Raw genomic sequence first — 25,327 nt, 5'->3', positions numbered from 1 at the left:
GGAACAATTACAGAGCAGGTTTTTCAGCCATCTCAACTAAGGTCTACATTTTAAAAACGCATGTCACTGGATCTTGAGCATATAATCAAATATATCGAAATATTGCGTGACTCTGAAAGGACATGACATGACTAAACCCCGAGCAGTAATCGACTATCCGCTTTATGTTGCAGGTAAGGCAGTGGAAACCTCAGAGTGGCTGGAGGTTCAGGATAAATATACGCATAAGGTTTGCGCACGTGTGTCACTGGCAGATGCCAAAATTCTGGAAAAAGCCATTAAAGCAGCAGTCAAAGCCGAAGCGGAAATGGCGGCTCTGGAGCCTTATCAAAAACAGAAAATCCTGTTGCACTGTGTGAAGCGCTTTAATGAAATTCGTGGTCAGTTGACCGAGATTCTGATTGCTGAGGGGGGTAAGCCACGTAAAGCTGCAGCAGCTGAAGTGGAACGTCTGATCAATACTTTCCAGATTGCTGCTGATGCCGTGACTCAGGTTGATTCAGGCCGTATGATGCCATTGGCAGTTACAGCAGCTGCATCGGGCTATCAGGGTTTTGTGAAACAGGTTCCGATTGGTGCTGTCTCCCTGATCAGTCCTTTTAATTTTCCACTGAATCTGACCGCTCACAAGATTGCGCCTGCAATTGCAGCGGGCTGTCCCTTTGTCTTAAAACCTGCCAGCCTCACACCGGTGTCAGCTTTAAAGATTGCTGAGATTCTGGCAGAGACTGATTTACCACCAAATGCGTTCTCGATACTGCCCTGTCCACGTGAACTGGCGGATGTACTGGTGACAGATGACCGTTTCAAAATGCTCAGCTTTACCGGTTCTGATGTGGTCGGTTGGGATATGAAAGCGCGGGCAGGGCGCAAGAAAGTCACGCTGGAACTGGGTGGTAATGCCGCGGTAATAATCGAGCCTGATACTGAAATCACGGATAGCTTTATTGATCGCCTGATCGGTGGTGCTTTTGGTCATGCCGGACAGGTCTGCATTAGCGTGCAGCGTATTTTGGTGCATCAAGATATCTACGCTGAGGTGAAGAAAAAACTGGTAACCAAACTGAAAAAGCTCAAAGCAGCGGATCCTGATTTGGACACCACCCTGGTCGGTCCAATGATCAAGGAAGCTGAAGCCCAGCGTTTGAAAAAATGGCTGGATAAAGCCGTGAAGAAAGGCGCTAAAGTGCTCAGTGGCGGCAAGCTGGATGGCGTGATGTTTGAGCCAACCTTACTGGAAGATGTCGATCATGGGCTAGAAGTGTATAAAGATGAAGTGTTTGGTCCAATGGCAATCTTGGAAAAATACAGCGATTTTGAGGCCGGAATTGAATGCATCAACAGCAGTCGTTTTGGTTTGCAGGCGGGTGTTTATACCCAGAACCTGAACAAGATGCTGTATGCCTGGAACCAGTTGCATGTCGGTGGCGTGATCATCAACGACATTCCATCCTTCCGTGTTGATAATATGCCGTATGGCGGTGTAAAGGATTCGGGATTAGGGCGTGAAGGCATCCAGTCTGCAATTCGCGACATGCAGGAAGAACGAATACTGGTAATTAAAGCCTGAATAATGATTTAAATTTTAAGTGTTCAGATCATGCGCACATTTGCTCATGATCTGAGTTTGTAAAGTTCAGCTATTCAATAAGAAGAGAACAGGAATAATTTTTATAACTCATCAAGATATACTTAAAAAACAATATATTCCTAAAAGTTAATTTACTTATAACTTAATAAATCAAGCTAAGCCTGGAGAAATATTGAACGGTTGAACAAGATATATTATAAAAAATTAATATTAGGAGCAGAATTTACACAAATCATACTTAAAACTCAGTATTGTTAAATCCATATACACGGACAGTGTGGGCAAGATGCTTTATCCAGGATTTGACATGCTAGACCGTTGGCTGATTTAGAAGCTGAAGCTCACAAGGCAAAGCTCCAATTGAAGCACCCAGAATTATTTTTATTGGTACTTTTTTTGCTCGCGCGATAACCACAATAAGCAGCATCTAAAGAGACCTAAGGTTTAGGTGTTCTATGACAGATACTCGAGAGAATTGGTCGGCACGATCAGGATTTATTATTGCAGCGATTGGCTCTGCAGTAGGGTTAGGGAATATTTGGCGCTTTCCATACGTTGCCTATGAAAATGGCGGAGGTGCATTCCTGATTCCTTATCTGATTGCGATTTTCGCAGCAGGTTTGCCATTATTGTTTTTAGATTATGCAGTTGGACATAAGTTCCGCAAAGCACCACCGATGGCCTATAAAAAACTCATGAATGCAGAATCTCTGGGTTGGTGGCAGGTGATGGTGACCCTGATCATCGGGATTTATTATGCCAGCGTATTGTCCTGGGCTGGCAGTTATATGTTCTATTCCTTCGGACAACAGTGGGGAACCGATACTCAAGGTTTTTTCTTCAATACCTATCTGCAAAATGGTGAAGGCCTGACCTTCGGTTTTGTTCCGGTACTGTTTTTTGGTCTGGTAGTCGTTTGGGCAGCGGTGATGCTGATCCTTTACGGTGGAGTACGCCGTGGGGTAGAACTGGCGAATAAAATCTTTATGCCATTGCTGGTGATTTTATTCACGATCCTGGTGATCCAGGCGGTACGTTTACCTGGTGCAGTTGATGGCTTAAATGCCTTCTTTACTCCGAACTGGGAAGCCATGACCAATTATAAAGTCTGGCTGGCAGCTTTTGGTCACATCTTCTTCTCACTTTCCGTGGGTTTCGGGATTATGTTGACCTATGCATCTTACTTGAAACGTAAAACCAACCTGACCGGTTCAGGTATCGTAGTGGCATTGGCGAACTCGTCTTTTGAAATTCTGGCAGGTATTGGTGTCTTTGCAGCACTTGGTTTCATGGCATTCAGCTCAGGTGCAAAGGTTGAAGATGTAGTATCTGGTGGTATCGGTCTGGCCTTTATTGCCTTCCCGAAAATCATTTCCAGTTTAGGTGCAGGCGGTGACCTGTTCGGCTTCCTATTCTTTGCGTCATTAACAGTGGCGGGTATTACCTCCATGGTCAGTATCCTGCAGGTGCCAATTGCGGCATTCCAGGACAAGCTGGGCTGGTCAAAGAACAAGTCCGTGACGATTATTGCCGGTGGTTCAGCAGTGGTATCGACTTTGATCTTCTCGACCCATAGTGCCATTACATTTGTCGACATTATTGACTACTTTGCCAATAACATCGGTATTGTCGGTGGTGGCCTGTTATCGATTATTTTATTGTCCTGGTTCCGCCGTCCATTGATGAAACAGCTGGAAATGCATGTCAATGAATTTGCCAGTGTGAAACTTGGTGCCAGCTGGAAGTTCATGCTGACAGTGATCACGCCTTTGTCATTATTGCTGGCATTGGGTTTAACCCTGAAATCAATCATGGCAGAAGGCTATGGTGGTTATCCCGCAAGTACGCTATGGACGATTGGTGGGGGCACCCTTGCATTCTTTATTTTGGGCGCTATTCTGCTCAGTCTAGTTAAAGACCGTCATAGTTAGGAGAACCAATATGAATACATCTGCATTGATCATGATGATTTTCTCCATCGTTTTATTATGGGGTGGTCTGGTACTGTCTGTGATTCATCTGGCAAAAAATCCGGAAGAACCAGAAGACTAATAATCTTCACATAAACTGATTGTTGCTGTAAATGAAAGTCATTATCATCTTTGCTGATAATGACTTTTTTTAATGGCTGATTTATGGGTATTGCTTCCGTTACTGATGCACAAGTCTATACAGCCTTTGCCGTAACTCTATTTGCCGGCTTGGCCACCGTGGTGGGTGGAGGACTAGTATTATTTTTAAAAAAGCCCAACCTGCGTGTCATGTCCTTCGGTCTGGCCTTTGCTGCTGGAGCGATGATTTATGTGTCTCTTACTGAGATTCTGACTAAATCCATTGATTCTTTTAGCGTGGCGTATGGCGCGAAAATGGGGTATGCCTGGGGAACCTTGACCTTATTACTGGGTGCAGTCTTAGTGCTGTTACTGGATCATTTGGTCCCCAATCCGCATGAAACCCTGGAAAAAAATAATACCCAGGACCTAGGACAGGAACAGTTGCTGCGTACCGGCTTGCTCACGTTATTTGCCATTACTGCACATAATTTGCCGGAAGGCATGGCGACCTTTTTTGCAACGCTGGAAAGCCCGATGCTGGGTGCGCCGTTAGCGGTAGCGATTGCGATTCACAATATCCCGGAAGGTGTAGCGATTGCTTTACCGGTATATATGGCGACACATCGACAATCCTATGCATTGCTCGCCAGTTTGGTTTCTGGTCTGGCGGAACCTTTGGGAGCCGCATTGGGCTACTTCATTCTGGCACCGTATCTGAATACCACCATCTATGGCATCATTTTCGGTCTGATCGGTGGCGTGATGGTCTATCTGGCACTGGATGAAATGTTGCCAACCGCCAAGCGTTATTCCAAAGGTCACGAAACGGTTTATGGCCTGATTAGTGGGATGGCGGCGCTTGCCAGCAGTCTGGTGATTTTCAAATTTCTCCAATAAATCCAAAATAAAAAAAAGGCAGCCGAAGCTGCCTTTTTCTTCAAACAACTATTTAAGCTGTTTTTTCGATTCGGCAATAGAAAAAACCATCGCCTTGACCCGCTTTCGGTAACAGCTGACGACCATGAATCTGCTCAATACCCCAATTCGCTTCGATTTTGATTTCTTTGGCATCCGCATGGGTAGTAAAGAACTCAACCATCTGCTGTTCATTTTCTGCTTTTAGAATTGAACAGGTGATATAAAGCAAAGTACCGCCAACTTTCAGCTGCTGCCACATATTTTCCAGAATCTGTTTTTGCAGTTCCACCGTCTGGGCGATATCAGTGGATTGACGCAGTAAGCGAATATCTGGATGACGACGCATCACACCAATCGCTGAGCAGGGTGCATCCAGTACGATACAGTCCGGCTGCTCAGCCGCCTGCCAGCTGATCGCATCAGCAGTAACGATTTCTACATGCTCACCTTCAAGTAGTAGACGTTCCAGGTTTTCCTGGACGCGCAGCAGACGTTTGGCATCCTGATCCAGTGCAATCAGCTTTTTAGGACTGTATTTTTCCAGGATATGTGCGGTCTTGCCACCCGGTGCTGCGCAGGCATCGACGATATATTTATTATTCAGGTTGGGCAGTAAAGTGGCGCAGAGCTGGGCATGCTCATCCTGTACCGAGAAACCACCGACATCGAAGCCGGGCAGGTGCGGTACATGGACACTTTCATCCAGCACGATACCCACTTCAGAAATACTGCAGGCATGCGCAGCAATATCATGCTCTTCCAGAATTTCTAAATACTCATCACGGCTCACTTGACGTTCATTGACGCGTAAGGTCAGAGGAGCCACCTGTTTCAGTTCAGTGCTAAGTTCCAGCAGCTGTTCAGGCCAGTCTTTCTTTAAGCGTTTATATAACCAGCTTGGCAAACCATGCGCCTGTTTTAATGCTGCCTGGAATTCAGGTGTTTCACGTGAAACACGACGCAGGATGGCATTCACTACACCACTTAAAGCCTGATAGCCGAGCTGTTTAACCGCCGTTACGGTCTCGGAAATTGCGGCATGCGGCGCAATCCGGGTTTCCAGCAACTGATATAGACCGACATAAAGGCAGGTTTCGACCGTATCATTGTTAATTGGTTTCACCAAGAGTGGCAGGGTCACGCTTTTCAACGCATACCACTGACGCAGTGTCCCAAGAACCAGTTCATGGAACAGGGCACGGTCACGCTCTGCCACTTTGCCTAGATGTTGTGGCAAAACACTGGCAAGTGATTGCCCTTGCTGTACCGCGAGCAGGGTGCGAATCACCTGGGCACGTAAGTTCAGGTGCGATGTGCCGGCTTCGTAATGACTCATGCCAGTATTTGTCCTACATGTAATTTTTGGGTTTGATTGATTTGAACCGGATTCAGCGCTTTACCGCCCGGCCACTGCAGTGAGGTCAGGCAAATAGCTTTTTGATCACCACAAGCCACATGTACGCCATGTTTATCTAGCGCGAGGATAGTTCCAGGGGCCTTGCCTTCCGCATTTTCATGAGATAACAAAGAACCCCAAACACGCAGATTATTTGTTTCATCAATAGGTGTAAAAGCTACTGGCCATGGATTAAATGCACGGATATTGCGGTCAATCGTGACCGCATCCTGAGTCCAATCAATTTTAGCTTCTGCCTTGGACAATTTATGTGCATAAACCGTAAGCGCTTCATCCTGCACTTCGCGGTGATCAAGATAGTGCTGTAGAGATTCTTCTGATTCCAGCACTTTGACTGTTGCTTCAGCACCTTGCTGAGCCAGCTTGTCATGCAAAGAAGCAGAGGTGTCTTGTGGCTCAATCGGGCAGATGGTTTTATACATCATGTCGCCAGTATCCAGACCAGCCGCCATTTTCATAATGGTCACACCAGTCTCGGCATCACCCGTTGCGATGGCACGCTGGATCGGTGCGGCACCACGCCAGCGCGGCAGTAATGAACCGTGAATATTCAGACAGCCATATTTCGGTGTATCTAAAACCACTTGCGGCAGGATCAGACCATAAGCTGCCACTACCATGACATCCGCATTTAAGGCTTTTAACTCAGCTTGAGCTGCCAGACCTTCGTCTGTTGAAGATTTAAAGTGTAGCGGTTGATAGACCGGAACATTGTGTTCCAGTGCCAGCTGTTTAACCGCAGATGCAGTGAGTTTTTGGCCGCGACCCGCTTTACGGTCCGGCTGGGTATACACCGCCACAATCTCATGGTCGGTTTTTAGCAGCGCAGCCAATGCAGTGGCTGCAAATTCTGGTGTGCCTGCAAAAATGATTTTCACGGATGAAATTCCAAATAAACTTAAAGGCATTATAAGGCATAAGGCAATTCGCAGCCTAATTCAGCAAAAGCTTAAAGCTCAGCACCACCCATTACCGTGATAAATCACTCAAATTTCATATAAAAAAAACTCATGCAAATTGTAAAAAATATTCATGAAAGTTTTGTATTTAATCCGGAACGATAGCGGTATAGTAGTTTTTAATAAAAGATTTTAATCGTGTACGTACTGAAACTGCTCTGAGCATATCCCATCCTGTCACATCGATAAGTGCCTGATCCGCCGTGTAACTTGGTGTATGATATGTTCAATTTTCGACTGATTTCATACTCTCGATCAGACAGATTTCGCCAGAGTGAATGAACTCATTCATCTCAAGCACAACCTTTGTTGGAATAACACAATGCCTGACTATCGTTCAAAAACATCGACACACGGAAGAAACATGGCGGGTGCGCGTGGCTTATGGCGCGCCACTGGTATGAAGGATGAAGACTTCGGCAAGCCAATTATTGCAGTGGTCAACTCATTTACCCAGTTCGTTCCGGGCCACGTACATCTTAAAGACCTCGGTCAATTGGTGGCGCGTCAGATTGAACAAGCAGGCGGCGTAGCAAAAGAATTTAACACCATTGCTGTGGATGATGGTATCGCAATGGGTCACGATGGCATGTTGTATTCACTGCCTTCACGTGACCTAATCGCGGACTCGGTTGAGTATATGGTGAATGCACACTGTGCTGACGCGATGGTCTGTATCTCGAACTGTGACAAAATCACACCGGGGATGCTGATGGCGGCAATGCGCCTGAACATTCCAGTCGTATTCGTGTCAGGCGGTCCAATGGAAGCCGGTAAAGTGAAAATCCGTGGTAATGAACACGCGATTGACCTTGTTGATGCCATGGTGGTTGCAGCAGATGATAGCTTCACTGATGAAGAAGTTGCAGCATATGAACGTTCTGCATGTCCAACTTGTGGTTCATGTTCTGGTATGTTCACAGCGAACTCAATGAACTGCTTAACTGAAGCATTGGGTCTGTCTTTACCAGGTAATGGTTCAACACTTGCTACACATGCAAACCGTAAAAAGTTATTTGAAAAAGCAGGTCAACTCATCGTAGAGATCACCAAACGTCACTACGAGCAAAATGATTACAGCTTGCTGCCACGCAATATCGCAACCAAAGCATCGTATGAAAATGCTATGACTTTAGATATCGCGATGGGCGGTTCAACTAACACTGTACTTCACTTATTGGCAGCTGCTCATGAAGCTGGTGTTGATTTCACCATGAATGACATTGACCGTCTGTCTCGTAAAGTGCCAGTCCTGTGTAAAGTTGCACCTGCAAAGCAGGACGTGCATATGGAAGACGTACACCGCGCTGGTGGCATCATGTCGATCTTGGGTGAACTGGATCGCGCAGGCTTGTTGGATACCTCTGTACCCACCGTCCATGAAGCAACTTTAAAAGATGCCTTGGATAAATGGGACATTATCCGTACTGAAGATGAAGAGGTGTATAACTTCTTTAAATCAGCACCGGGCGGTGTACCAACACAAACCGCATTCTCACAAGATCGCTACTACTCACGTTTAGATGGTGACCGTGAAAATGGTGTGATCCGCAATGCTGAACATGCCTTCTCTAAAGACGGTGGTCTGGCAGTACTTTATGGCAACATCGCACTAGATGGCTGTATTGTAAAAACGGCTGGTGTAGATGAGTCGATCTTGAAGTTCAACGGTACAGCACGTGTATTTGAAAGCCAGGATTCAGCAGTTGAAGCGATCTTGGGCGGTAAAATCACGGCAGGCGATGTGGTTGTAATTCGTTACGAAGGCCCACGTGGTGGTCCAGGTATGCAAGAAATGTTGTATCCAACCAGCTACCTGAAATCGAAAGGTTTAGGGAAAGACTGTGCACTTGTAACAGATGGTCGTTTCTCGGGTGGTTCATCAGGTCTTTCAATTGGTCACGTGTCACCAGAAGCTGCGGAAGGTGGTGCGATTGGTCTGGTTGAAGATGGTGACCGTATCGAAATCGATATTCCGAATCGTACGATTCATTTGGCTGTTGAGGACGCTGTAATGGCAGAACGTCGTGCAGCGCAAGAAGCCAAAGGTTGGAAGCCTGCGGAAGAGCGTCCACGCAAGATTTCTAAAGCCTTGAAAGCCTATGCAATGCACACCACGAGTGCTGCGAAAGGTGCAGTACGTGACATCTAAGCTGTAAACTTTTATAGCACAAAAAAGCACTCCAGATGGAGTGCTTTTTTTATTTCTTAGATATTTAAGGCTGGGTAAATCACGTGAACTTTCATAAAAGCAATCATGGCAGTACTTTAGATATTTAAAACCAATAAAGGCTTAATAAAAGTAGGTGTATAGTAAAAATACAGTATCAATGCAAAAGTGATTACACGCATGTCAATGAAATTTATTAGCCGCTTTGTCGTAATTTTAGTGCTCATTATGATTTTAGCCGCACTTAGTATTCAATTTTTCTTTGATCCACATTACACCGTCGTATTTTGGATTTTAGCTGTTCCTGTGATTTTGGGGGCTCCGATTCTTGGATCTGTGGTCTTGGCATCCAATGAAGAACTTGATCTTCATCAGTTGAATTAAGTACACATATATTAATAATACGCCAGGCAGTGATTTGAATGACTATGTAGATGAATCTATCTCAGTTTTTCAATATTTAAATCATCGTCCAAGAAAAAGGCTCGGCTTTAAAAATCCGAGTCGGGTCGTATGGCAACCCCCTGATATTGCACTGCAAATGCTAGTCTGATTGTTTGATAATTCTCTGCCTCAAATCACTTTTAGGGTTTTAATAATTTTTGCATAGGCAGACTTTTATTTTTGATAGAGCCAAAGTAAAAAATACTTTTATTGCACTGACTCTATTGCCTGAACAAGTTTAAAGCATTGCTTTAAGATGAGTGCAAAGCAGCGACATTGATATCGCTCTTACTCATGCGTCTATAGCAAGAGAAAAACAGACTTAGGTAATACACAGAGTCTTACTTTTATGTCGACACGGCTTTCTATACAATCGGATAAAACCTAGACAGCTTTCAGGCTTCACAAGAATTACATCCAGGACAAAACAAGATGAGTAAAGACAATATCCGCGAGCATTCAGCCCCCGTTTATGAAGGCATCGAAAATGCCCCGGCCCGATCCATGATGCGTGCCACGGGTTTTCAGGATGAAGACTTTACTCGTCCTTTTATAGGCATTGCTTCGACCTGGGCCAATGTCACGCCTTGCAATATGCATATTGATGGCTTGGCACGTACAGTCGAGCAGGGTGTGAGTGCTGCGGGAGGTAAGGGCATTATCTTCAATACCATTACCATTTCCGACGGGATTTCTAATGGTACTGAAGGTATGAAATACTCCTTGCTATCCCGTGAAATCATTGCGGATTCGATTGAAGCAGTGGTCGGCTGTCAGGCCTATGATGGCGTAATTGCCATTGGCGGCTGTGATAAAAATATGCCGGGCTGCATCATGGGATTGGCACGTCTAAACCGTCCAGGTCTGTTTATTTATGGCGGTACCATCAAACCGGGCGAAGGTCATACCGACATGATTTCCGTATTTGAAGCAGTCGGACAGCATGCCAAAGGTGAAATCAATGCGATTCAGGTCAAGCATATTGAAGAAGTGGCTTTGCCGGGTCCAGGTTCTTGTGGCGGGATGTATACCGCGAATTCCATGGCTTCTGCGATTGAAGCACTTGGTATGAGCCTGCCGGGTTCTTCTGCACAGGAAGCCGTCTCTGAAGACAAGCAGATCGACTGTGCCCGTGCTGGTGAAGCCGTGATGAATCTGTTACGTCTGGATATCAAGCCACGTGACATCATGACCAAAGCTGCTTTTGAAAATTCAATTAAAGTGCTGATTGCTTTAGGTGGTTCGACCAATGGTGTACTCCATCTGCTGGCCATGGCACATACCGCAGGTGTAGAGCTCAGTCTGGATGACTTTGTCCGGATTGGTAAAGACATTCCTGTAGTCGCTGATGTACGTCCATCGGGTAAATATCTGATGTCGGAACTGATTGCTATAGGTGGAATCCAGCCACTGATGAAGCGCATGCTGGATGCCGGTATGCTGGATGGTTCGTGCCTGACTGTGACTGGTAAAACTCTGGCAGAAAACCTGGCGAATGTAAAAGATTATCCTGAAGGTCAGCAGATTATCCTGCCATTTGACCAGCCGGTGAAAAAAGATTCACATCTGATCATTATGAAAGGTAACCTTTCACCAAAAGGTGCCGTGGCCAAAATTACCGGTAAGGAAGGTCTTTACTTCAAAGGACCAGCGCGGGTCTTTGAGGGTGAACAGGGCGCCATGCGCGGGATTCTGGATGGTGAAGTTCAGCCGGGTGAAGTGGTGGTGATTCGCGGTGTTGGTCCTAAAGGTGGACCAGGCATGCCAGAAATGCTGAAACCGACCTCAGCGATTATTGGTAAAGGCTTAGGGGATTCCGTAGCACTGATTACCGATGGCCGATTCTCCGGTGGTAGTCATGGGTTTGTGATTGGTCATGTCACCCCAGAAGCCTATGAAGGTGGACCGATCGGTCTGGTACAAAATGGCGATGAGATTTCGATCAATGCCGAAACCCGTGAAATGACCTGGCATGTCTCGGATGAGGAAATCGCTGCACGTCAGGCCGCCTGGATTAAACCAAAACCGAATTACACGCATGGAGCATTAGCCAAGTTTGCCAAACTGACCTCTGGTGCAGAAACCGGGGCAGTGACTGACCTAAATCTCGAGATCTAAACGCTCTGTAAACATTGATCATTTTGTCCTGAATTGATATAAGTTTTTTCACATACAGCAGATCCAGGTGATCTGCTATTCTGGTGAAAAAGATAGTATCCTGTAGCAGTTAGACGCTGTCATCTGCTGCGTTGTTCTCTACTGAGGCTGATCTCATGTCCCTGTTACGCCGTTGGTTCGATCCAATCCGATCGAGTTGGTTTTATCAAAAGCCAACCCGCCAGGCGGTGCTATCTGCTGAAGATGGCCTAACGATTTATCTGCGGCTGGATGATGTGTATAGCTATCTGGCAGTACAGCTGTTACCACAACTAGAAGAGATCCTGAGTCCGGAATTAAAACCGTTGAAGGTGGTAATTTCGAGTCAACGTGGCGAAATACCGAATCAGATGTCTTTTGAAGAATGGCAAAATTACTGTATTAATGATGCCAAAATTCTCTCCAGACAGCATCGTTTCAGCTTTCATGAAACGCCTGAATTACCTACTGCAGAAGCCTTAAAACAGGCCGAAACCATTCTGCGCCGAACACCATTGCGTGGCCAGGATTTTCTTTATCTGCTGGAAGATATCTTTCATATGCTCTGGCAAAAGCAGTATGGCAAACTGCGTACCTTGCATAGCATGGCCAGTCGCCATCATCAGCCACAGGATTTTTCTGAACGGGTCTTTGACACAACCCCGGTTTTGGCCAGCTATTTTGATTTTGGTGGCCGTCAGTATCATGCCGTAGATGATCTGCTGCGTTTAACCCGCCGTCTGAAACAGCAAAAATTACTGACGGGTAATCCAATCTTCCTGATCAATCATATTGAATGGCGTGAGCACCTGATCAGTGATGCTGAAGAACTGAATGAAATTCAGGGCTTAGATCCGGAACTGGATCTGTATATTGCCCTGGAAGATCCAATTTCCTGGCTGTTGCTGGCCTATATTAAGGAAGAACTGGCTGATTTTTATAATATCCATCTGAATGTCTATCCGCTGTCTTATCGTGGCCGTGATGGCTTTGACTGGGGACTGGCAACGCGCCTGTCAAAACGGACTGAAGTCGAATTTACCCCATTTTGCCGACCGACGGTACAAAGCATTTTGCCGATGGCACAGCTGTATTACAGCTGCCCGGAAGAAGGGCGGGTGGATGCGATGTACCGGATTTTGCAGGCGGTTTGGACGCGTGGACGTGACTTGAGTTATACCCCACATTTCAATGCCTTACAGCAGGAACTGGGAATTGAGCAACTGACCGAAGAAGATATTCAGGCCAAGCTTAAAGACAATGATATGCTCTGTGAAATGAAGTCTCAGCCCAACTTGCCGGTGCTGGAACTTCGGATTGATAATCAAAGTTTTGTATTTAATAGCTTATATCGTGTCTGGATGATTGAAAGTATTTTCAGTAATGTGTTAGAAGAAAAATATAAGAGTGATAATCAAACTGAAAGTGAACTGAATAAACATGAACAAAGTAAAAGCTGAATCATTACAACATGCACGTGAGCAGATTGACGCGATTGATACAGCTTTGGTTGAGCTGATTGCTGCGCGCCAGTTTTATGTAGACCAAACCACCCGTTTCAAGAAAACTGAAACTGACCTGCAATCTCCGGAACGGATGGAGCAGGTTGTTGAAAATGTCAAAGCCCAAGCTCAAAAGCAGGGCATTGACCCAGTGTTTATCGAGCACCTGTATCGGGAAATGTTCCAGCATTTTATTCAGCGCGAACTGAAAGAATTTCGTCCTTAAGCGCCCTTTATTTAAAATCTGTGCTGGTCAATCTGATGCTTTCCAGCAAAGTACATCTTGAGCCTCAAGATTTGCTTGAGGCTGTATCCTTAAAACCCTGATTTTTCTTTGGCAGTCATTTTTATAGCATGGTCCTAAATAAATTTGGGATCATCAGATGATTGCTTTCGTTATTGCCATTTTTACCTTGGCAGGTCTGATTAAAGGTACGATTGGTTTAGGTTTACCCGCGGTTTCTATGGGTTTACTGACTATTTTCATGAGTCCCTTTCAAGCGGCAACTTTACTGATCATTCCCTCCATGCTGACTAATTTCTGGCAACTCTTTGCTGAAGGTCATGTGTTACAGCTGATACGCCGTTTTTGGCTGCTGTTGTTAGGCATTATCGTCGGTTCAGTGTGGAGTGTTTTCCCGACCTTGGGACATTCTGAATTTCACAGCGAAGCTCTGTTGGGCGGGATGTTGGCCTTATACGGGCTGTATGGCTTGTTTGCGAAAAAGATGCCGGATTTAAGCCGGCATGAGAGCTGGCTGTCTCCAATTATGGGTTATCTCGGTGGTGCTTTAACCGTTGCCACAGGGGTCGTGGTGATTCCGGTCGTCCCTTATCTACAGACTTTACATTTAAAACGTGATGATCTGGTACAGGCTTTAGGCTTAGCCTTTACCACCTCGACGTTGTGTCTGGCGATTTTCCTGCATCAAAATCCTGTGGAAGACATTCCGATCGATTATGCCATGTCGGCAATTGCTTTAGTTCCTGCGCTCATCGGCATGTGGTTGGGTAAGAAAATTCGCTATCGCATTCCTGAGCAGAAATTCCGTACTGTATTTTTTATCGGTCTGATTGCTCTGGGCAGTTATATGATACTGCACCAGTTCGGCTGGATTTAATCCAAGACTTTCTGAATCTCGGCAGAAAGTAAAAACTGACTAAAATGTTGATAGGCAGCACTCAGTTCATCAAAATTTTTCGCAGCTAATAGTAACTTGCGGTTGGCCCAATCTCCAGTCAACTGGATTTGCTTAAATGCATAGAGCTTGGCCAAACGTTGCGCAGCACGTTGCGGCATGATGGCAATGCCAACACCATTCGCAACCACCTGAGCAATAGCAGAAAAATTCGGCAATCTTAAGCGGTATTGGATTTCGCAGTGGAGTAATCTGGCCTGGGTTTCAATAGACTGTTGTAAGGAGTGATATTGCATTAAACCCACAAAGGGATAATTCAGACAGTCCCCTAATTTTAATGCTTTGCCGGTACTTAGATCATGCTGTTCCGGACAGATTAGCACCAAAGGATCATCTGAAAATTCCAGGGTTTGCAACTGTGGAGTAGCAAAGAAGCTGGAAATTAAACCGAGTTTGGCAGTGCCATTGGTCAATGCTGCAATGATGTCATTGCTCTCTGCTTCTTTTAGATCAATCTGGATATTGGGGTTATTGACCAGATACTTGGGTAGCAACAGGGGAAGATATTCACTTTGTGCTGATGAATTACACCACAAGCTGATATTAGAATGCTGTCCTTCACTAAAAACTGCCATAGCTTGTGACAGCTGTTGTCCCTGTTGCAGGATGGCTTGAGCATGTTCAGCGAAGACCTGTCCGGCAAAAGTGAGTTTTACTCCGCTAGAATGACGGATGAACAGGTTGACCTGATAGTGCTGTTCCAGTTTTTTAATCCTTTCACTGGCAGCTTGCAAGGAAATTGACGAGTATTCGGCACCCCTGGTCAGGCTGCCAGTTTCAACAATATTTAAAAACAGCTGTAAATCAAATAAATCCAGACGCATCTACAGGATGCTCATTGCAAAGAATCCACCTATCTTAAACAATTCTTCTCACATAAAAAAAGCAGCCTTGGCAGCTGCTATTAAATTAATTACTTGGAATCTATTTTTTATCGACCAGGCTGAAGAACCAGTTCAGGAATAAGGCTGCAAATGTTGCAGTACCAATTCCACCCAGGTTGAAATCACCAAAGGTCAGGGCAAAGTCACCCGTACCTAAAATAATGGTCACAGCCGCAACCATCAGATTTTTGTTTTGTGAGAAGTCGACTTTATTTTCAATCCAGATTTTTGCACCGGCAATGGTGATCAAACCAAAGACTACAATCGAAGCACCAGTCAGAATCGCAGTTGGAATGGTATGAATGATTGCACCAAACTTCGGTGATAAACCCAGGAACACAGCAAACACACCGGCTACGGCAAAGATAATGGTGGAGTAGACACGGGTCACAGCCATCACACCGATGTTTTCACCATACGTGGTCATCCCCGGAGCACCGACACCACCAGCCAAGGTAGTCGCAACACCATCTGCAACAAAGGCTTTACCGATATGCGGATCCAGGTTTTCTCCAGTCATTGCGCCGACTGCTTTAATATGCCCGAGGTTTTCAGCGACCAGAATCAAGGCAATCGGTGCAATAATCAGCATGGCATTCAACTCAAAAGTCGGCGCATGGAAGGTCGGTAAACCAAACCAGGCAGCCTGCTGAATTGGCAGGAAATTGATTGCAGTGCCATAACCCATGACATTGCTAAGTACGAAATAGATCAGATACGCTAACAATAGACCGACTAATAATAATAGACGTTGCAGTAAGCCACGAGTGAATACGGCAATTGAACCCATACACAATACTGTGACCAAAGACATCCACATATTAAAAGTATTGCCCATCACGCTTTTTACAGTCACAGGAGCCAGGTTCAAGCCAATAATCATGACCACCGCACCAGTGACGACTGGTGGCATCAGTTTTTCAATCCAGCGGGTCCCTGTTGCCATGACCAGAAAACCCATCAAGGCATAGAAGATACCACAGGCAATAATCCCGCCTGCTGCAACGCCAATATTCGGATTGAGGCCAGCACCACCGGCATAACCGGTTGCCGCAATCACCACACCAATGAAGGCAAAGCTTGAACCTAAATAACTTGGAACTCGACCACCTGTCATTATAAAGAACAGAATGGTACAGATCCCTGACATTAAGATTGCCAGGTTTGGATCAAAGCCCATTAAAAACGGTGCCAGTACAGTGGCACCAAACATTGCAAAAGCGTGTTGTACACCCAGAATTACAGTTTGTGCGGGTGGTAAATACTCTGCGGTACCTACTGGTCGTGCATCGATACTGCCCTCATAAGGGCGCCATTTGGGAAACCAACTGGACATAAAATGAGCACTCAAAAGATAAATTGAGCACATCATACTCTTGTTCTTTCGAAGATTTAATTACCAAAACAAAATTTTTGTTCAAATTAATTCTATGACTTTATTTGAGATTTTACCGTGTGGTAAAAGTAAAGTGGTTTAAAAATAAAGTGAAATCAGTAGATTAATTCATCAGCTACTTCTTGGGATGATCTATAAATAAATCTAATGTGATATATAAAAGAAAGCTTTTTTGACTATTGACTGTTCAATAAAAAAGCACATCATGGAGATGTGCTTCTTCATGATTAAAAATTACTTAGCCCGTATTACGTAAACCAGCGGCAATTCCGGCAATACTTACCATTAAGGCATGATCTACCGGGGTGTGTTCAGCATTTTGCTCTGCCAGATACAGACGACGGCGTTTCATCAGTTCGGCCTGTAACAAGTGCAGCGGCAGTAAATAGGGCTTACGCACACGCATTGATTGATCCAGCACATCGTTACTGGTCAGCAGTTTTGATTCACCTTTTAAGGTCAGCAGCGTTTGTACCGCATCTTTCAGACGTTGACGCAGTTCCTCACCCAATACTTTCAGGTCGGGATCATGAGTCAAGTGTGACTCATAATACAATGCCACATCACCATCTGCTTTGGACAGGACCATTTCCAGCATATCAATCAGGGTCTGGAAATATGGCCACTGCGCTAGCATTTCATCGAGTGTGGCACGTTGACCCTGATCCAGTACCTCATTTAATGCAGCACCCGTACCGAGCCAGGCAGGTAGCATCAAACGGATCTGGGTCCAGGCAAAGACCCATGGAATTGCACGTAAAGATTCAATCCCGCCACTTACTTTACGTTTCGCTGGACGTGAACCTAAGGGCAGCATTTGCAGTTCCAGCTCAGGGGTGACGGTACGCAGGTATTTTACAAAGTGGGGATTTTCACGGACTGTCTGGCGATAGACCTGTACCGATAAATCAGTCATCTGATGCATCAGGTCACGCCATTCTGTTTTCGGCACAGGGGGCGGCAATAGCGTTGCTTCCAGTGTTGCCGCGGTATAGATCTCCAGGTTTTGTAGCGCGATGCCTTCCAGACCGAACTTGAAGCGGATCATCTCACCCTGTTCAGTGACACGAATCGCACCTGAGATCGAGCCGGGTGGTTGTGAGAACAGGGCCTGTTGTGTTGGAGCACCCCCTCGGCTGATTGAACCGCCACGGCCGTGGAACAGCGTCAGCTGGATACCATGCTGTTTTGCAACAGCCGTTAGTTCCTCTTGGGCACGGTATTGCGCCCAGTTGGCAGACATAAAACCGGCATCCTTGGCTGAATCTGAATAGCCAATCATGACTTCATGCTTGCCCTGAATATGCTGTTTATACCAGTGCATATTGAACAGGGTCGACATGGTGCTGGCTGCGCCGTCGAGATCTTTCAAAGTTTCAAAGAGAGGCACTACACGTAAAGCCTGTTTGATACCTGCTTCTTTTTGCAGCAATAAAACCGCCAGTACATCACTTGGATATTCCGCCATCGAAATGATATAGGCACCGAGTGATTCACTTGGCTGTTCTGCCAGCGTACGCATGGTCGCAAAGACTTCCTGCACATCCGGATGCTCAATCAGGCTGCCTGCCGGTTCATTGAGGTATTTGGGTAATAACGGACGCTTGCTTTGCAGTTCCTGTAATAAGAAATTTTGACGTGCCTGTTCAGTCCAGGTTTCAAAATTACCTAAGCCAAGATACTCCGTAATCGCAGAGATCGCTTGACGGTGACGGCCAGATTCCTGACGGATATCCAGTTTCAGCAATTCAATGCCGAAACTGTTCACACGGTAAATAAAGTCCAGCAGTTTGCCATTGGCAATTTCCGGCAGATTGCACGCTAGCAGCGAGCGATAGCACACCAATAAAGGCTGTAATAACTCATCTTTGGTTTTAATTACCTGGCTGTCATCGGCATCATTGCCATGCAGTTTTTCTGCTAGCCAGTGCCGCGTTGCTTTCAGGCGTTCACGGGTGTCACGGAGATATTCACGATAAGGTTCCGGATGTGAGCTGCCCAGCGCCTGTTGCAGTTCTTCACTGCATTGCTGGATCGACAGTTCCCAGCGCAGATCTTCAATATCACGTAAATACAGATCAGCAGCTTTCCAGCGTGACAGCCACAGTACTTCCTGAGTAATGTGATGAGTTACATTCGGGTTACCGTCACGGTCACCCCCCATCCAGGAGGCAAAACGTACTGGCGCAACACTGAGCGGTAATGACTGACCGCACTGTTCCTGTACCATGCCATCCAGTTCACGGATGAATTTTGGTACTGCATTCCATAAGGTCTGTTCAATGGTAGTAAAGCCCCATTTGGCTTCATCGACTGGTGTCGGACGATGCTGACGGATTTCATCAGTCTGCCAGGCAGACGTGATTAGCTGTTTCAGTTCGGCCAAAACGGCTTGGCGTTCACGCGGGGTAAGTTTCTGCTGGTCGCATTTGGACAGACAGTCATTGATACCATCATATTTTTGAATCAGGGTACGGCGGCTGACTTCAGTCGGATGCGCAGTCAGTACCAGTTCAATTTTCAGTTCACAGATCTGCTGATATAGGCTTTCAGCGGAAATTTCCTGCTGTTTAAATTTTTCAAATAGGGGAACCAGGGGATTTGGCGATTCGGCAGTTTCATCAAATTCGCTTTGACGGCGACGACGGACCACGTGATATTGCTCGGCAATATTGGCAAAGTTCAGGAAGTGGGTAAAGGCGCGGGTAAGCGGAAGAATTTCATCATCTTCCAGACTGAGAAATAGCTGTTCGAGTTGTTTTTCTGCTTCTAGCTGGCCGTCACGAGCACCTTTGGAAAGCGCCCGAATCTGTTCTACCTGATTAAACAAATCCTGCCCCGCATGTAGCTTTAAGGTTTCACCGAGCAGATTGCCCAGTAAACGTACGTCTTCGCGTAGTGGTGCATCAATTTGTTGAGCCATTTTTATATTCCCTCTGTTGCATTTCCTAACTATACCGCGCCTGGAAAGCATTCCAAGCCCGTTACAGACAAAAGTCGGACACGACCTGTCTATAAAATAGCAAGGTAAATGCCAATTTGTATGAATCTAATTACAAATTGGCAGCTTAGGCGGTATAGCGCAATAAGAAAATATGAATAGCGTCCTGAATAATTATTTGCTGTTGTTTTAGGGCAGGTACGGGAACAACACCCAGCAGAACTTTCTGATGCCGGTTACCAAATAGCAGTGAGAGCATCAGTTCAGTTTGACGCAATGGATCATCTTGCTGAATAAAATGATAGCTCTGGGCCAGATGAAAGAACTCTTGCCAGAGCTGGCTCAATCGCAGATGTGAGGCATTAAAAAATTGTTGGGTTAAAGGGCTTTGCTCAGAAGCCAGTTCCATCAGCAGTAAATCCAGTTTAATCGCTTCCGGCAGATTGACCATATTCATCGACAATATACAGGCCTCATGCAACGCATCACGAAAATTGCTCTCGGCATGCAGCAGTGTCGTTGGACTGGCTGGAATCAGATGCTCACAGGTATCTTCAATCGCGCAGGTAAACAGTGTGGCTTTGTCCTGAAAATGGTTATATACCGTCAGCTTGGTCACGCCCGCAGCCTGCGCAATCTGGTTCATGCTGGAACCATGATAGCCATGCTGCAAAAACAGGTGTTTGGCCGCATCCAGAATCCGCCGGCGCTTTTCGAGATCTTTAGGACGTCCTACGGGAATTTGCACATTTTTTTCCAAAAAAATAAAAATGGTCATTGTTTTATGGGGGTAATTCTAATTAGTGTACCGCATGGTATATTAATTAAAAAATAACCAGTTCACTATAGCGCAGTCTATCGACCAGAAAAATCATTATTTGATAAGAGCAGACAACATGAGCACGATTCAGTACGTCCTGACCGGCATGATTATAGCTTGCAGTGTGACCTTAGGGGGATGCAGCAAAAACAATGCGACAACAGAACAGGAAGTTCCCTTTGTCATGGTGACTCAGCCGAATACCTCCTATTTAGAACAGAAAAGCTATGCCGGGGATGTACAGGCACGTCAGCAAACGCCACTGGCGTTCCGGGTCGCTGGTCAGATCACCCAGCGTTATGTCGATGTCGGGGATCAGGTTCGGGTAGGGCAAGTACTGGCAAGCTTAGATATTAAAGATGCAGAACTGCAGTTAAACGCAGCACGTGCCCAACTGGAAAGTGCCCAGTCTGCAGCCAAAATTGCGGAAGATGAACTGAACCGTTTTAAACAGTTACTGCCGGCCAATGCGGTCAGCCGCTCGCAATATGATGCAGTCGAGAATCAATATAAGGCCGCTCTATCTAATCTGAAGCAGGCCCAGTCCAATTATGATGTCAGCCGTAACCAGACGGGTTATAACCGCTTAATTGCCAATAAAAATGGCGTGATTACTGCACGTCATATTGAAGTCGGTCAGGTCGTGGCAGCAGGGCAGGCAGCCTTTGAAATTGCGCTCTCCGGAGATCGTGAAGTGGTGATTGGGGTACCGGAACAGGCGGTGAGCGAAATTAAAGTGGGTCAGCCCGCTTGGGTTACCCTTTGGTCGAAAAAAGATGAAAAATTCGGTGCTTATGTGCGTGAGATTTCTCCGGCTGCAGATCAGTCCCGGACTTTTACGGTTCGGGTAGCATTACGTGAAGGCCAGAAGTCAATTCAGCTCGGACAAAGTGCCCGTGTATTCTTTATCAAAACTCAGGACAATGCTCTGAGCGTACCCTTATCCAGTGTCTCTGCGACGGATGGTCAGGCCTATGTGATGGTCGTTAAGCCGGACGCTACCGTGCGTAAGATCCCGGTACAAATTGGTGCTTATGGCCGTGATTCTGTGCCTGTGCTGAGTGGCCTCAAAGCAGATGATTATGTAGTGATTGGAGGCATTCACCTGCTCCGGGATCAGCAAAAGATCCGTCCGATTGACCGTCAGAACCGTAGTGTAACTATACGGGCTGGAGGTTAAACATGAATTTTAACCTTTCCGAATGGGCCCTGAAAAATAAGGGTCTGGTGCTGTATTTCATGATTCTGCTCGGTCTGGTCGGCATCATGTCCTATTCCAAACTGTCACAGAGTGAAGATCCGCCTTTTACCTTTAAGGTGATGGTGGTACAGACCTACTGGCCGGGGGCCAGTGCACAGGAAGTTTCCTTGCAGGTCACGGACCGGATTGAAAAGGAACTGATGACCACGGGACAATATGACCGCATCATGGCTTATTCCCGTCCAGGTGAATCGCTGGTGACCTTTGTGGCCAAGGATTCGCTGCGCTCCAAAGAAGTTCCTGATGTCTGGTATAACGTCCGTAAGAAAATTAATGATATCCGGCATGAACTGCCACAAGGCGTGCAAGGTCCGTTCTTTAACGATGAATTCGGCGATACTTTCGGCAATATCTATGTGCTGAAAGGCAAAGATTTCGACTATGCCACACTAAAAGAATATGCCGACCGTCTGCAACTACAATTGCAGCGTGTCAAAGATGTTGCCAAAGTTGAGCTGATTGGCCTGCAAGATCAGAAAATCTGGATTGAGATTTCTAATACCAAAGCTGCACAGCTGGGGATTCCAGTCACTGCCATTCAGCAATCGCTACAACAGCAAAATGCCATGAGCAATGCCGGTTTCTTTGAAACCGACACAGACCGGATTCAGGTTCGTGTCAGCGGTGCATTGCAGACTGTAGAAGAGCTACAGCAGATGCCACTGTATGTGAATGGTAAAACCATCCAGCTCGGCGATGTCGCAGAGGTCTATCGCGGCTTTACCGATCCCGCCCAGCCACGTATGCGTTTTATGGGGGAAAACGGCATTGGTATTGCGGTATCGATGCGTAAGGGTGGGGACATCATTGCCTTGGGTAAACATCTGGAACAGGAATTTGCCCGTCTGCAGAAATCCCTGCCTCTGGGGATGGATCTGCAAAAAGTATCGGATCAGCCGGTGGCGGTAAAGCGCAGTATCAACGAGTTTATGAAGGTGCTGGCGGAAGCGGTGATTATCGTGCTTCTGGTCAGCTTCTTCTCCCTCGGTTTCCGTCCGGGTCTGGTGGTGGCTTTTTCGATTCCTTTGGTACTGGCGATGACCTTTGCCGGGATGCAGCTATTTGATGTCGGTCTGCACAAGATTTCACTAGGTGCACTGATTCTGGCACTTGGCCTGCTGGTTGATGATGCCATTATTGCCATTGAGATGATGGCGATCAAAATGGAACAGGGCTATAGCCGGCTGGAAGCTGCCGGGCATGCTTGGCGTACCACGGCATTTCCGATGTTGACCGGAACCCTGATTACGGCAGCTGGCTTCCTGCCAATTGCGACTGCTGCATCCAGTACCGGGGAATATACCCGTTCCATCTTTCAGGTGGTGACCGTTGCCTTGCTGGTGTCTTGGATCGCTGCGGTGCTGTTTGTCCCTTATCTGGGTGACAAACTCCTGCCGGATTTTAATAAAGATCTTATCCAGAAAGTCCCCTTGTATCAGCGTCTCTGGGCACGTCTGCGCAAGCAGCCTGAACCAGAACCGATTGTGCATCATGCGGGGGAGCATCATGATCCTTATCAAACCCGGTTCTATCAGGGTTTTAGACGTTGGGTAAATACCTGTGTCACTTATCGCAAGACCGTGATTGCGTTGACTGTAGGAATTTTTGCGCTGTCGATCATCATGTTTAAATTCGTACCGCAACAGTTCTTTCCACCCTCGAATCGAGCGGAGATCCTGGTTGATCTGAAACTGGAAGAGGGGGCTTCACTGAAAGCCACCGAAGCTGCCGTGAAAAAAGTTGAAGATTTCCTGTCTAAACAAGAGGGCATTGATAATTATGTGGTGTATGTCGGCACCGGCTCACCACGTTTTTACTTACCACTCGATCAGCAATTGCCTCAAACCAGCTTTGCCCAGTTTGTGGTATTGGCCTCTTCCCTAGAAGATCGCAATGAAATCCGTGAATCTTTAAGCAAGCAGATTCGTCTACTGTTACCTGAAGTACGTACTCGTGTATCCTTGCTGGAAAATGGTCCACCAGTCGGCTATCCACTTCAATTCCGGGTGTCGGGTGAAGACTTGGCACTGGTACGCAGCTGGGCACAAAAAGTCGCTGCCAAGGTAGCCGAAAACCAGAACACCACCAATGTGCATCTGGACTGGGGCGAGCCAAGTAAAGTGATCAAATTAGACATTGATCAGGACCGTGCCCGTCAGATGGGTGTGAGTAGTAGTGATCTGGCCAATTTTCTGAACAGCTCCATTGCAGGCGCGGGACTGGATCAGTTCCGGGAAAAACGTGAGCTGATTGAAATCCGTCTGCGTGGTGAGCAGGCTGAACGTGTCGATGTGGCATCTTTAAGCAGTCTGGCGGTACCCACTGCACGTGGTAACTTTGTGCCCTTGGCGCAGATTGCCAATATTGAATACAGCTTTGAAGAAGGACTAATCTGGCATCGTAACCGTTTGCCGACAATTACCGTACGTGCGGATATCCGTAGCAATTTACAACCAGCCACCGTGGTCAATCAGCTTGCTCCTGTCTTGGAGAGCATTAAAGCTCAATTACCAAGTGGCTACTTGATTGAGGTAGGTGGAACCGTAGAGGAATCAGCACGTGGTCAGACATCTGTGAATGCCGGTATGCCATTGTTCCTGGCAGTGGTTCTGACCCTGCTGATGATCCAGCTGAGAAGTATGTCACGGACCTTTATTGTGTTCCTGACCGCACCACTGGGCATCATTGGCGTGGTACTCTTTCTGTTATTGTTTAATAAACCGTTTGGTTTCGTCGCCATGCTGGGTACGATTGCACTCTCAGGCATGATCATGCGTAATTCCCTGATTCTGATTGATCAGATTGAACAGGATATTCAGGCAGGGGAATCACAGTGGGATGCCATCATCAATGCCACGGTACGCCGTTGCCGTCCAATTGTATTGACTGCCCTGGCTGCTGTACTGGCCATGATTCCACTTTCACGTAGCATTTTCTTCGGTCCAATGGCGGTTGCTATCATGGGCGGACTGATTGTGGCGACACTGTTAACCCTGTTTTTCCTGCCGGCCTTGTATGCGCAATGGTTTAAGGTAAAGAAAACTTCGCAATCGGTCTAAAACTGTCTTAAAATCAGGTGCGAAATATTAAATTTTTTAATATAGTAGTGCCTGATAATTTTACAATTTTAAAAAATGCGAAGTTGCCGTTTTTCCCGTGTTGCAGAAACGGACAACGAGGTTGAAAGAGACATGAATCAAAAAAGTTTAACTCAAATGCGGCGCTCTGTAGCCATTGCATATGTGTTCATGTTTTTAGCCTCTTTTACCGTGATTTTTGGAATTTTTTCTTATTGGTTAGCACGCAAAGTCGCTCAGGTCGACTATGCAGAAGTCTGGCTACAGGCACAAGCGCTGTGGATCATGCGTAATGTGGTGATCTATACCATGCTGGCTTTTTTTGCAGCCCTCTGGTTTATTCCACTCTTTTTCCATGCCTGGGACAGCATGTTATGGGTGAAAGCCTGCACGGTCGCTGGCGTCGTATTCAGCTTTATTGCGTTTATTTTCATGATTAATGCCTGGTTCAAGGGCGTGTCCAAATTCTATCAAAGTAAAGCTGTTTTCTAAGCTTTCGATTTTTTTTCATATTCCCCCTTGTAAAAACTGGTTTGACCCCCAATTTCAGACCACAGT

At 46.3% G+C, this 25,327-nt stretch carries 19 protein-coding genes; 13 read left to right on the top strand and 6 right to left on the bottom strand.

The genetic code is table 11. The features are described 5' to 3' along the window. Positions 1 to 127 precede the first annotated feature (127 nt). From BK820_RS12250 to zupT, 4 genes are all read left to right on the top strand, one after another. On the top strand, positions 128 to 1,570 hold the full coding sequence (locus BK820_RS12250; RefSeq protein WP_071321071.1) for an aldehyde dehydrogenase family protein: 1,443 nt from the start codon (positions 128 to 130) through the stop codon (positions 1,568 to 1,570). A gap of 476 nt (positions 1,571 to 2,046) precedes the next feature. Then, complete coding sequence (locus BK820_RS12245) at positions 2,047 to 3,522, top strand: sodium-dependent transporter (RefSeq protein WP_004814063.1); 1,476 nt, start codon at positions 2,047 to 2,049, stop codon at positions 3,520 to 3,522. Between the two features lie 10 nt (positions 3,523 to 3,532). Then, positions 3,533 to 3,643, top strand: coding sequence for a methionine/alanine import family NSS transporter small subunit (locus BK820_RS15210; protein ID WP_004814066.1), 111 nt, complete (start codon positions 3,533 to 3,535; stop codon positions 3,641 to 3,643). A gap of 83 nt (positions 3,644 to 3,726) precedes the next feature. Then, the gene (gene zupT, locus BK820_RS12240) at positions 3,727 to 4,542 is read left to right on the top strand and encodes a zinc transporter ZupT (RefSeq protein ID WP_008306963.1); all 816 of its coding nucleotides are present in this window, start codon (positions 3,727 to 3,729) and stop codon (positions 4,540 to 4,542) included. Positions 4,543 to 4,594: 52 nt separating this feature from the next. On the opposite strand, the gene rsmB is transcribed toward zupT, so the two are convergent. Continuing rightward, positions 4,595 to 5,899: a 16S rRNA (cytosine(967)-C(5))-methyltransferase RsmB gene (gene rsmB / locus BK820_RS12235; protein ID WP_048882624.1), complete on the bottom strand. Its 1,305-nt coding sequence runs from the start codon at positions 5,897 to 5,899 to the stop codon at positions 4,595 to 4,597. Then, complete coding sequence (gene fmt, locus BK820_RS12230) at positions 5,896 to 6,858, bottom strand: methionyl-tRNA formyltransferase (RefSeq protein WP_071321070.1); 963 nt, start codon at positions 6,856 to 6,858, stop codon at positions 5,896 to 5,898. Before fmt ends, rsmB begins: the two co-directional genes overlap by 4 nt. Before the next feature lie 403 nt (positions 6,859 to 7,261). Between fmt and ilvD (BK820_RS12225) the strand changes: the two genes are divergently transcribed. The 6 genes from ilvD (BK820_RS12225) (at position 7,262) to BK820_RS12200 (ending at position 14,312) form a co-directional block, all read left to right on the top strand. Continuing rightward, positions 7,262 to 9,091, top strand: a complete 1,830-nt coding sequence (gene ilvD, locus BK820_RS12225; protein WP_081409066.1) for a dihydroxy-acid dehydratase — start codon at positions 7,262 to 7,264, stop codon at positions 9,089 to 9,091. A gap of 198 nt (positions 9,092 to 9,289) precedes the next feature. Then, positions 9,290 to 9,493: a hypothetical protein gene (locus BK820_RS12220; RefSeq protein ID WP_071321068.1), complete on the top strand. Its 204-nt coding sequence runs from the start codon at positions 9,290 to 9,292 to the stop codon at positions 9,491 to 9,493. 492 nt (positions 9,494 to 9,985) lie between these two features. Continuing rightward, positions 9,986 to 11,671, top strand: a complete 1,686-nt coding sequence (gene ilvD, locus BK820_RS12215) for a dihydroxy-acid dehydratase (protein ID WP_071321067.1) — start codon at positions 9,986 to 9,988, stop codon at positions 11,669 to 11,671. Positions 11,672 to 11,826: 155 nt separating this feature from the next. Continuing rightward, entirely contained in the window at positions 11,827 to 13,149 is a 1,323-nt protein-coding gene (locus tag BK820_RS12210) for a hypothetical protein (RefSeq protein WP_071321066.1), read from the top strand. Next, a complete protein-coding gene (locus BK820_RS12205) occupies positions 13,130 to 13,417 on the top strand; it encodes a chorismate mutase (RefSeq protein ID WP_004814081.1) in 288 nt (95 codons plus the stop codon). Before BK820_RS12210 ends, BK820_RS12205 begins: the two co-directional genes overlap by 20 nt. A gap of 157 nt (positions 13,418 to 13,574) precedes the next feature. Further along, a complete protein-coding gene (locus tag BK820_RS12200; protein WP_071321065.1) occupies positions 13,575 to 14,312 on the top strand; it encodes a sulfite exporter TauE/SafE family protein in 738 nt (245 codons plus the stop codon). On the opposite strand, the gene BK820_RS12195 is transcribed toward BK820_RS12200, so the two are convergent. From BK820_RS12195 to BK820_RS12180, 4 genes are all read right to left on the bottom strand, one after another. Further along, entirely contained in the window at positions 14,309 to 15,214 is a 906-nt protein-coding gene (locus BK820_RS12195; RefSeq protein ID WP_071321064.1) for a LysR family transcriptional regulator, read from the bottom strand. The two genes, BK820_RS12200 and BK820_RS12195, sit on opposite strands and share 4 nt — an antisense overlap. Positions 15,215 to 15,314: 100 nt before the next feature. After that, on the bottom strand, positions 15,315 to 16,610 hold the full coding sequence (locus BK820_RS12190) for a solute carrier family 23 protein (protein WP_071321063.1): 1,296 nt from the start codon (positions 16,608 to 16,610) through the stop codon (positions 15,315 to 15,317). Positions 16,611 to 16,908: 298 nt separating this feature from the next. Beyond that, on the bottom strand, positions 16,909 to 19,593 hold the full coding sequence (ppc, locus tag BK820_RS12185; RefSeq protein WP_071321062.1) for a phosphoenolpyruvate carboxylase: 2,685 nt from the start codon (positions 19,591 to 19,593) through the stop codon (positions 16,909 to 16,911). Between the two features lie 145 nt (positions 19,594 to 19,738). Beyond that, entirely contained in the window at positions 19,739 to 20,359 is a 621-nt protein-coding gene (locus tag BK820_RS12180) for a TetR/AcrR family transcriptional regulator (protein WP_071321077.1), read from the bottom strand. Between the two features lie 148 nt (positions 20,360 to 20,507). On the opposite strand from BK820_RS12180, the gene BK820_RS12175 reads away from it, so the two are divergent. From BK820_RS12175 to BK820_RS12165, 3 genes are all read left to right on the top strand, one after another. After that, positions 20,508 to 21,611: an efflux RND transporter periplasmic adaptor subunit gene (locus tag BK820_RS12175; RefSeq protein ID WP_071321061.1), complete on the top strand. Its 1,104-nt coding sequence runs from the start codon at positions 20,508 to 20,510 to the stop codon at positions 21,609 to 21,611. Between the two features lie 2 nt (positions 21,612 to 21,613). Then, on the top strand, positions 21,614 to 24,751 hold the full coding sequence (locus tag BK820_RS12170) for an efflux RND transporter permease subunit (RefSeq protein ID WP_071321060.1): 3,138 nt from the start codon (positions 21,614 to 21,616) through the stop codon (positions 24,749 to 24,751). Between the two features lie 132 nt (positions 24,752 to 24,883). Beyond that, the gene (locus BK820_RS12165) at positions 24,884 to 25,261 is read left to right on the top strand and encodes a hypothetical protein (protein WP_071321059.1); all 378 of its coding nucleotides are present in this window, start codon (positions 24,884 to 24,886) and stop codon (positions 25,259 to 25,261) included. The last annotated feature ends 66 nt before the right edge of the window (positions 25,262 to 25,327 follow it).

The sequence above is a fragment of the Acinetobacter sp. LCT-H3 genome (assembly GCF_001866125.1).
Taxonomy (GTDB): Bacteria; Pseudomonadota; Gammaproteobacteria; order Pseudomonadales; family Moraxellaceae; genus Acinetobacter; species Acinetobacter schindleri.
Note: the sequence above shows the minus strand (reverse complement) of the source record. Positions and strands in the feature narration are given on the sequence as shown.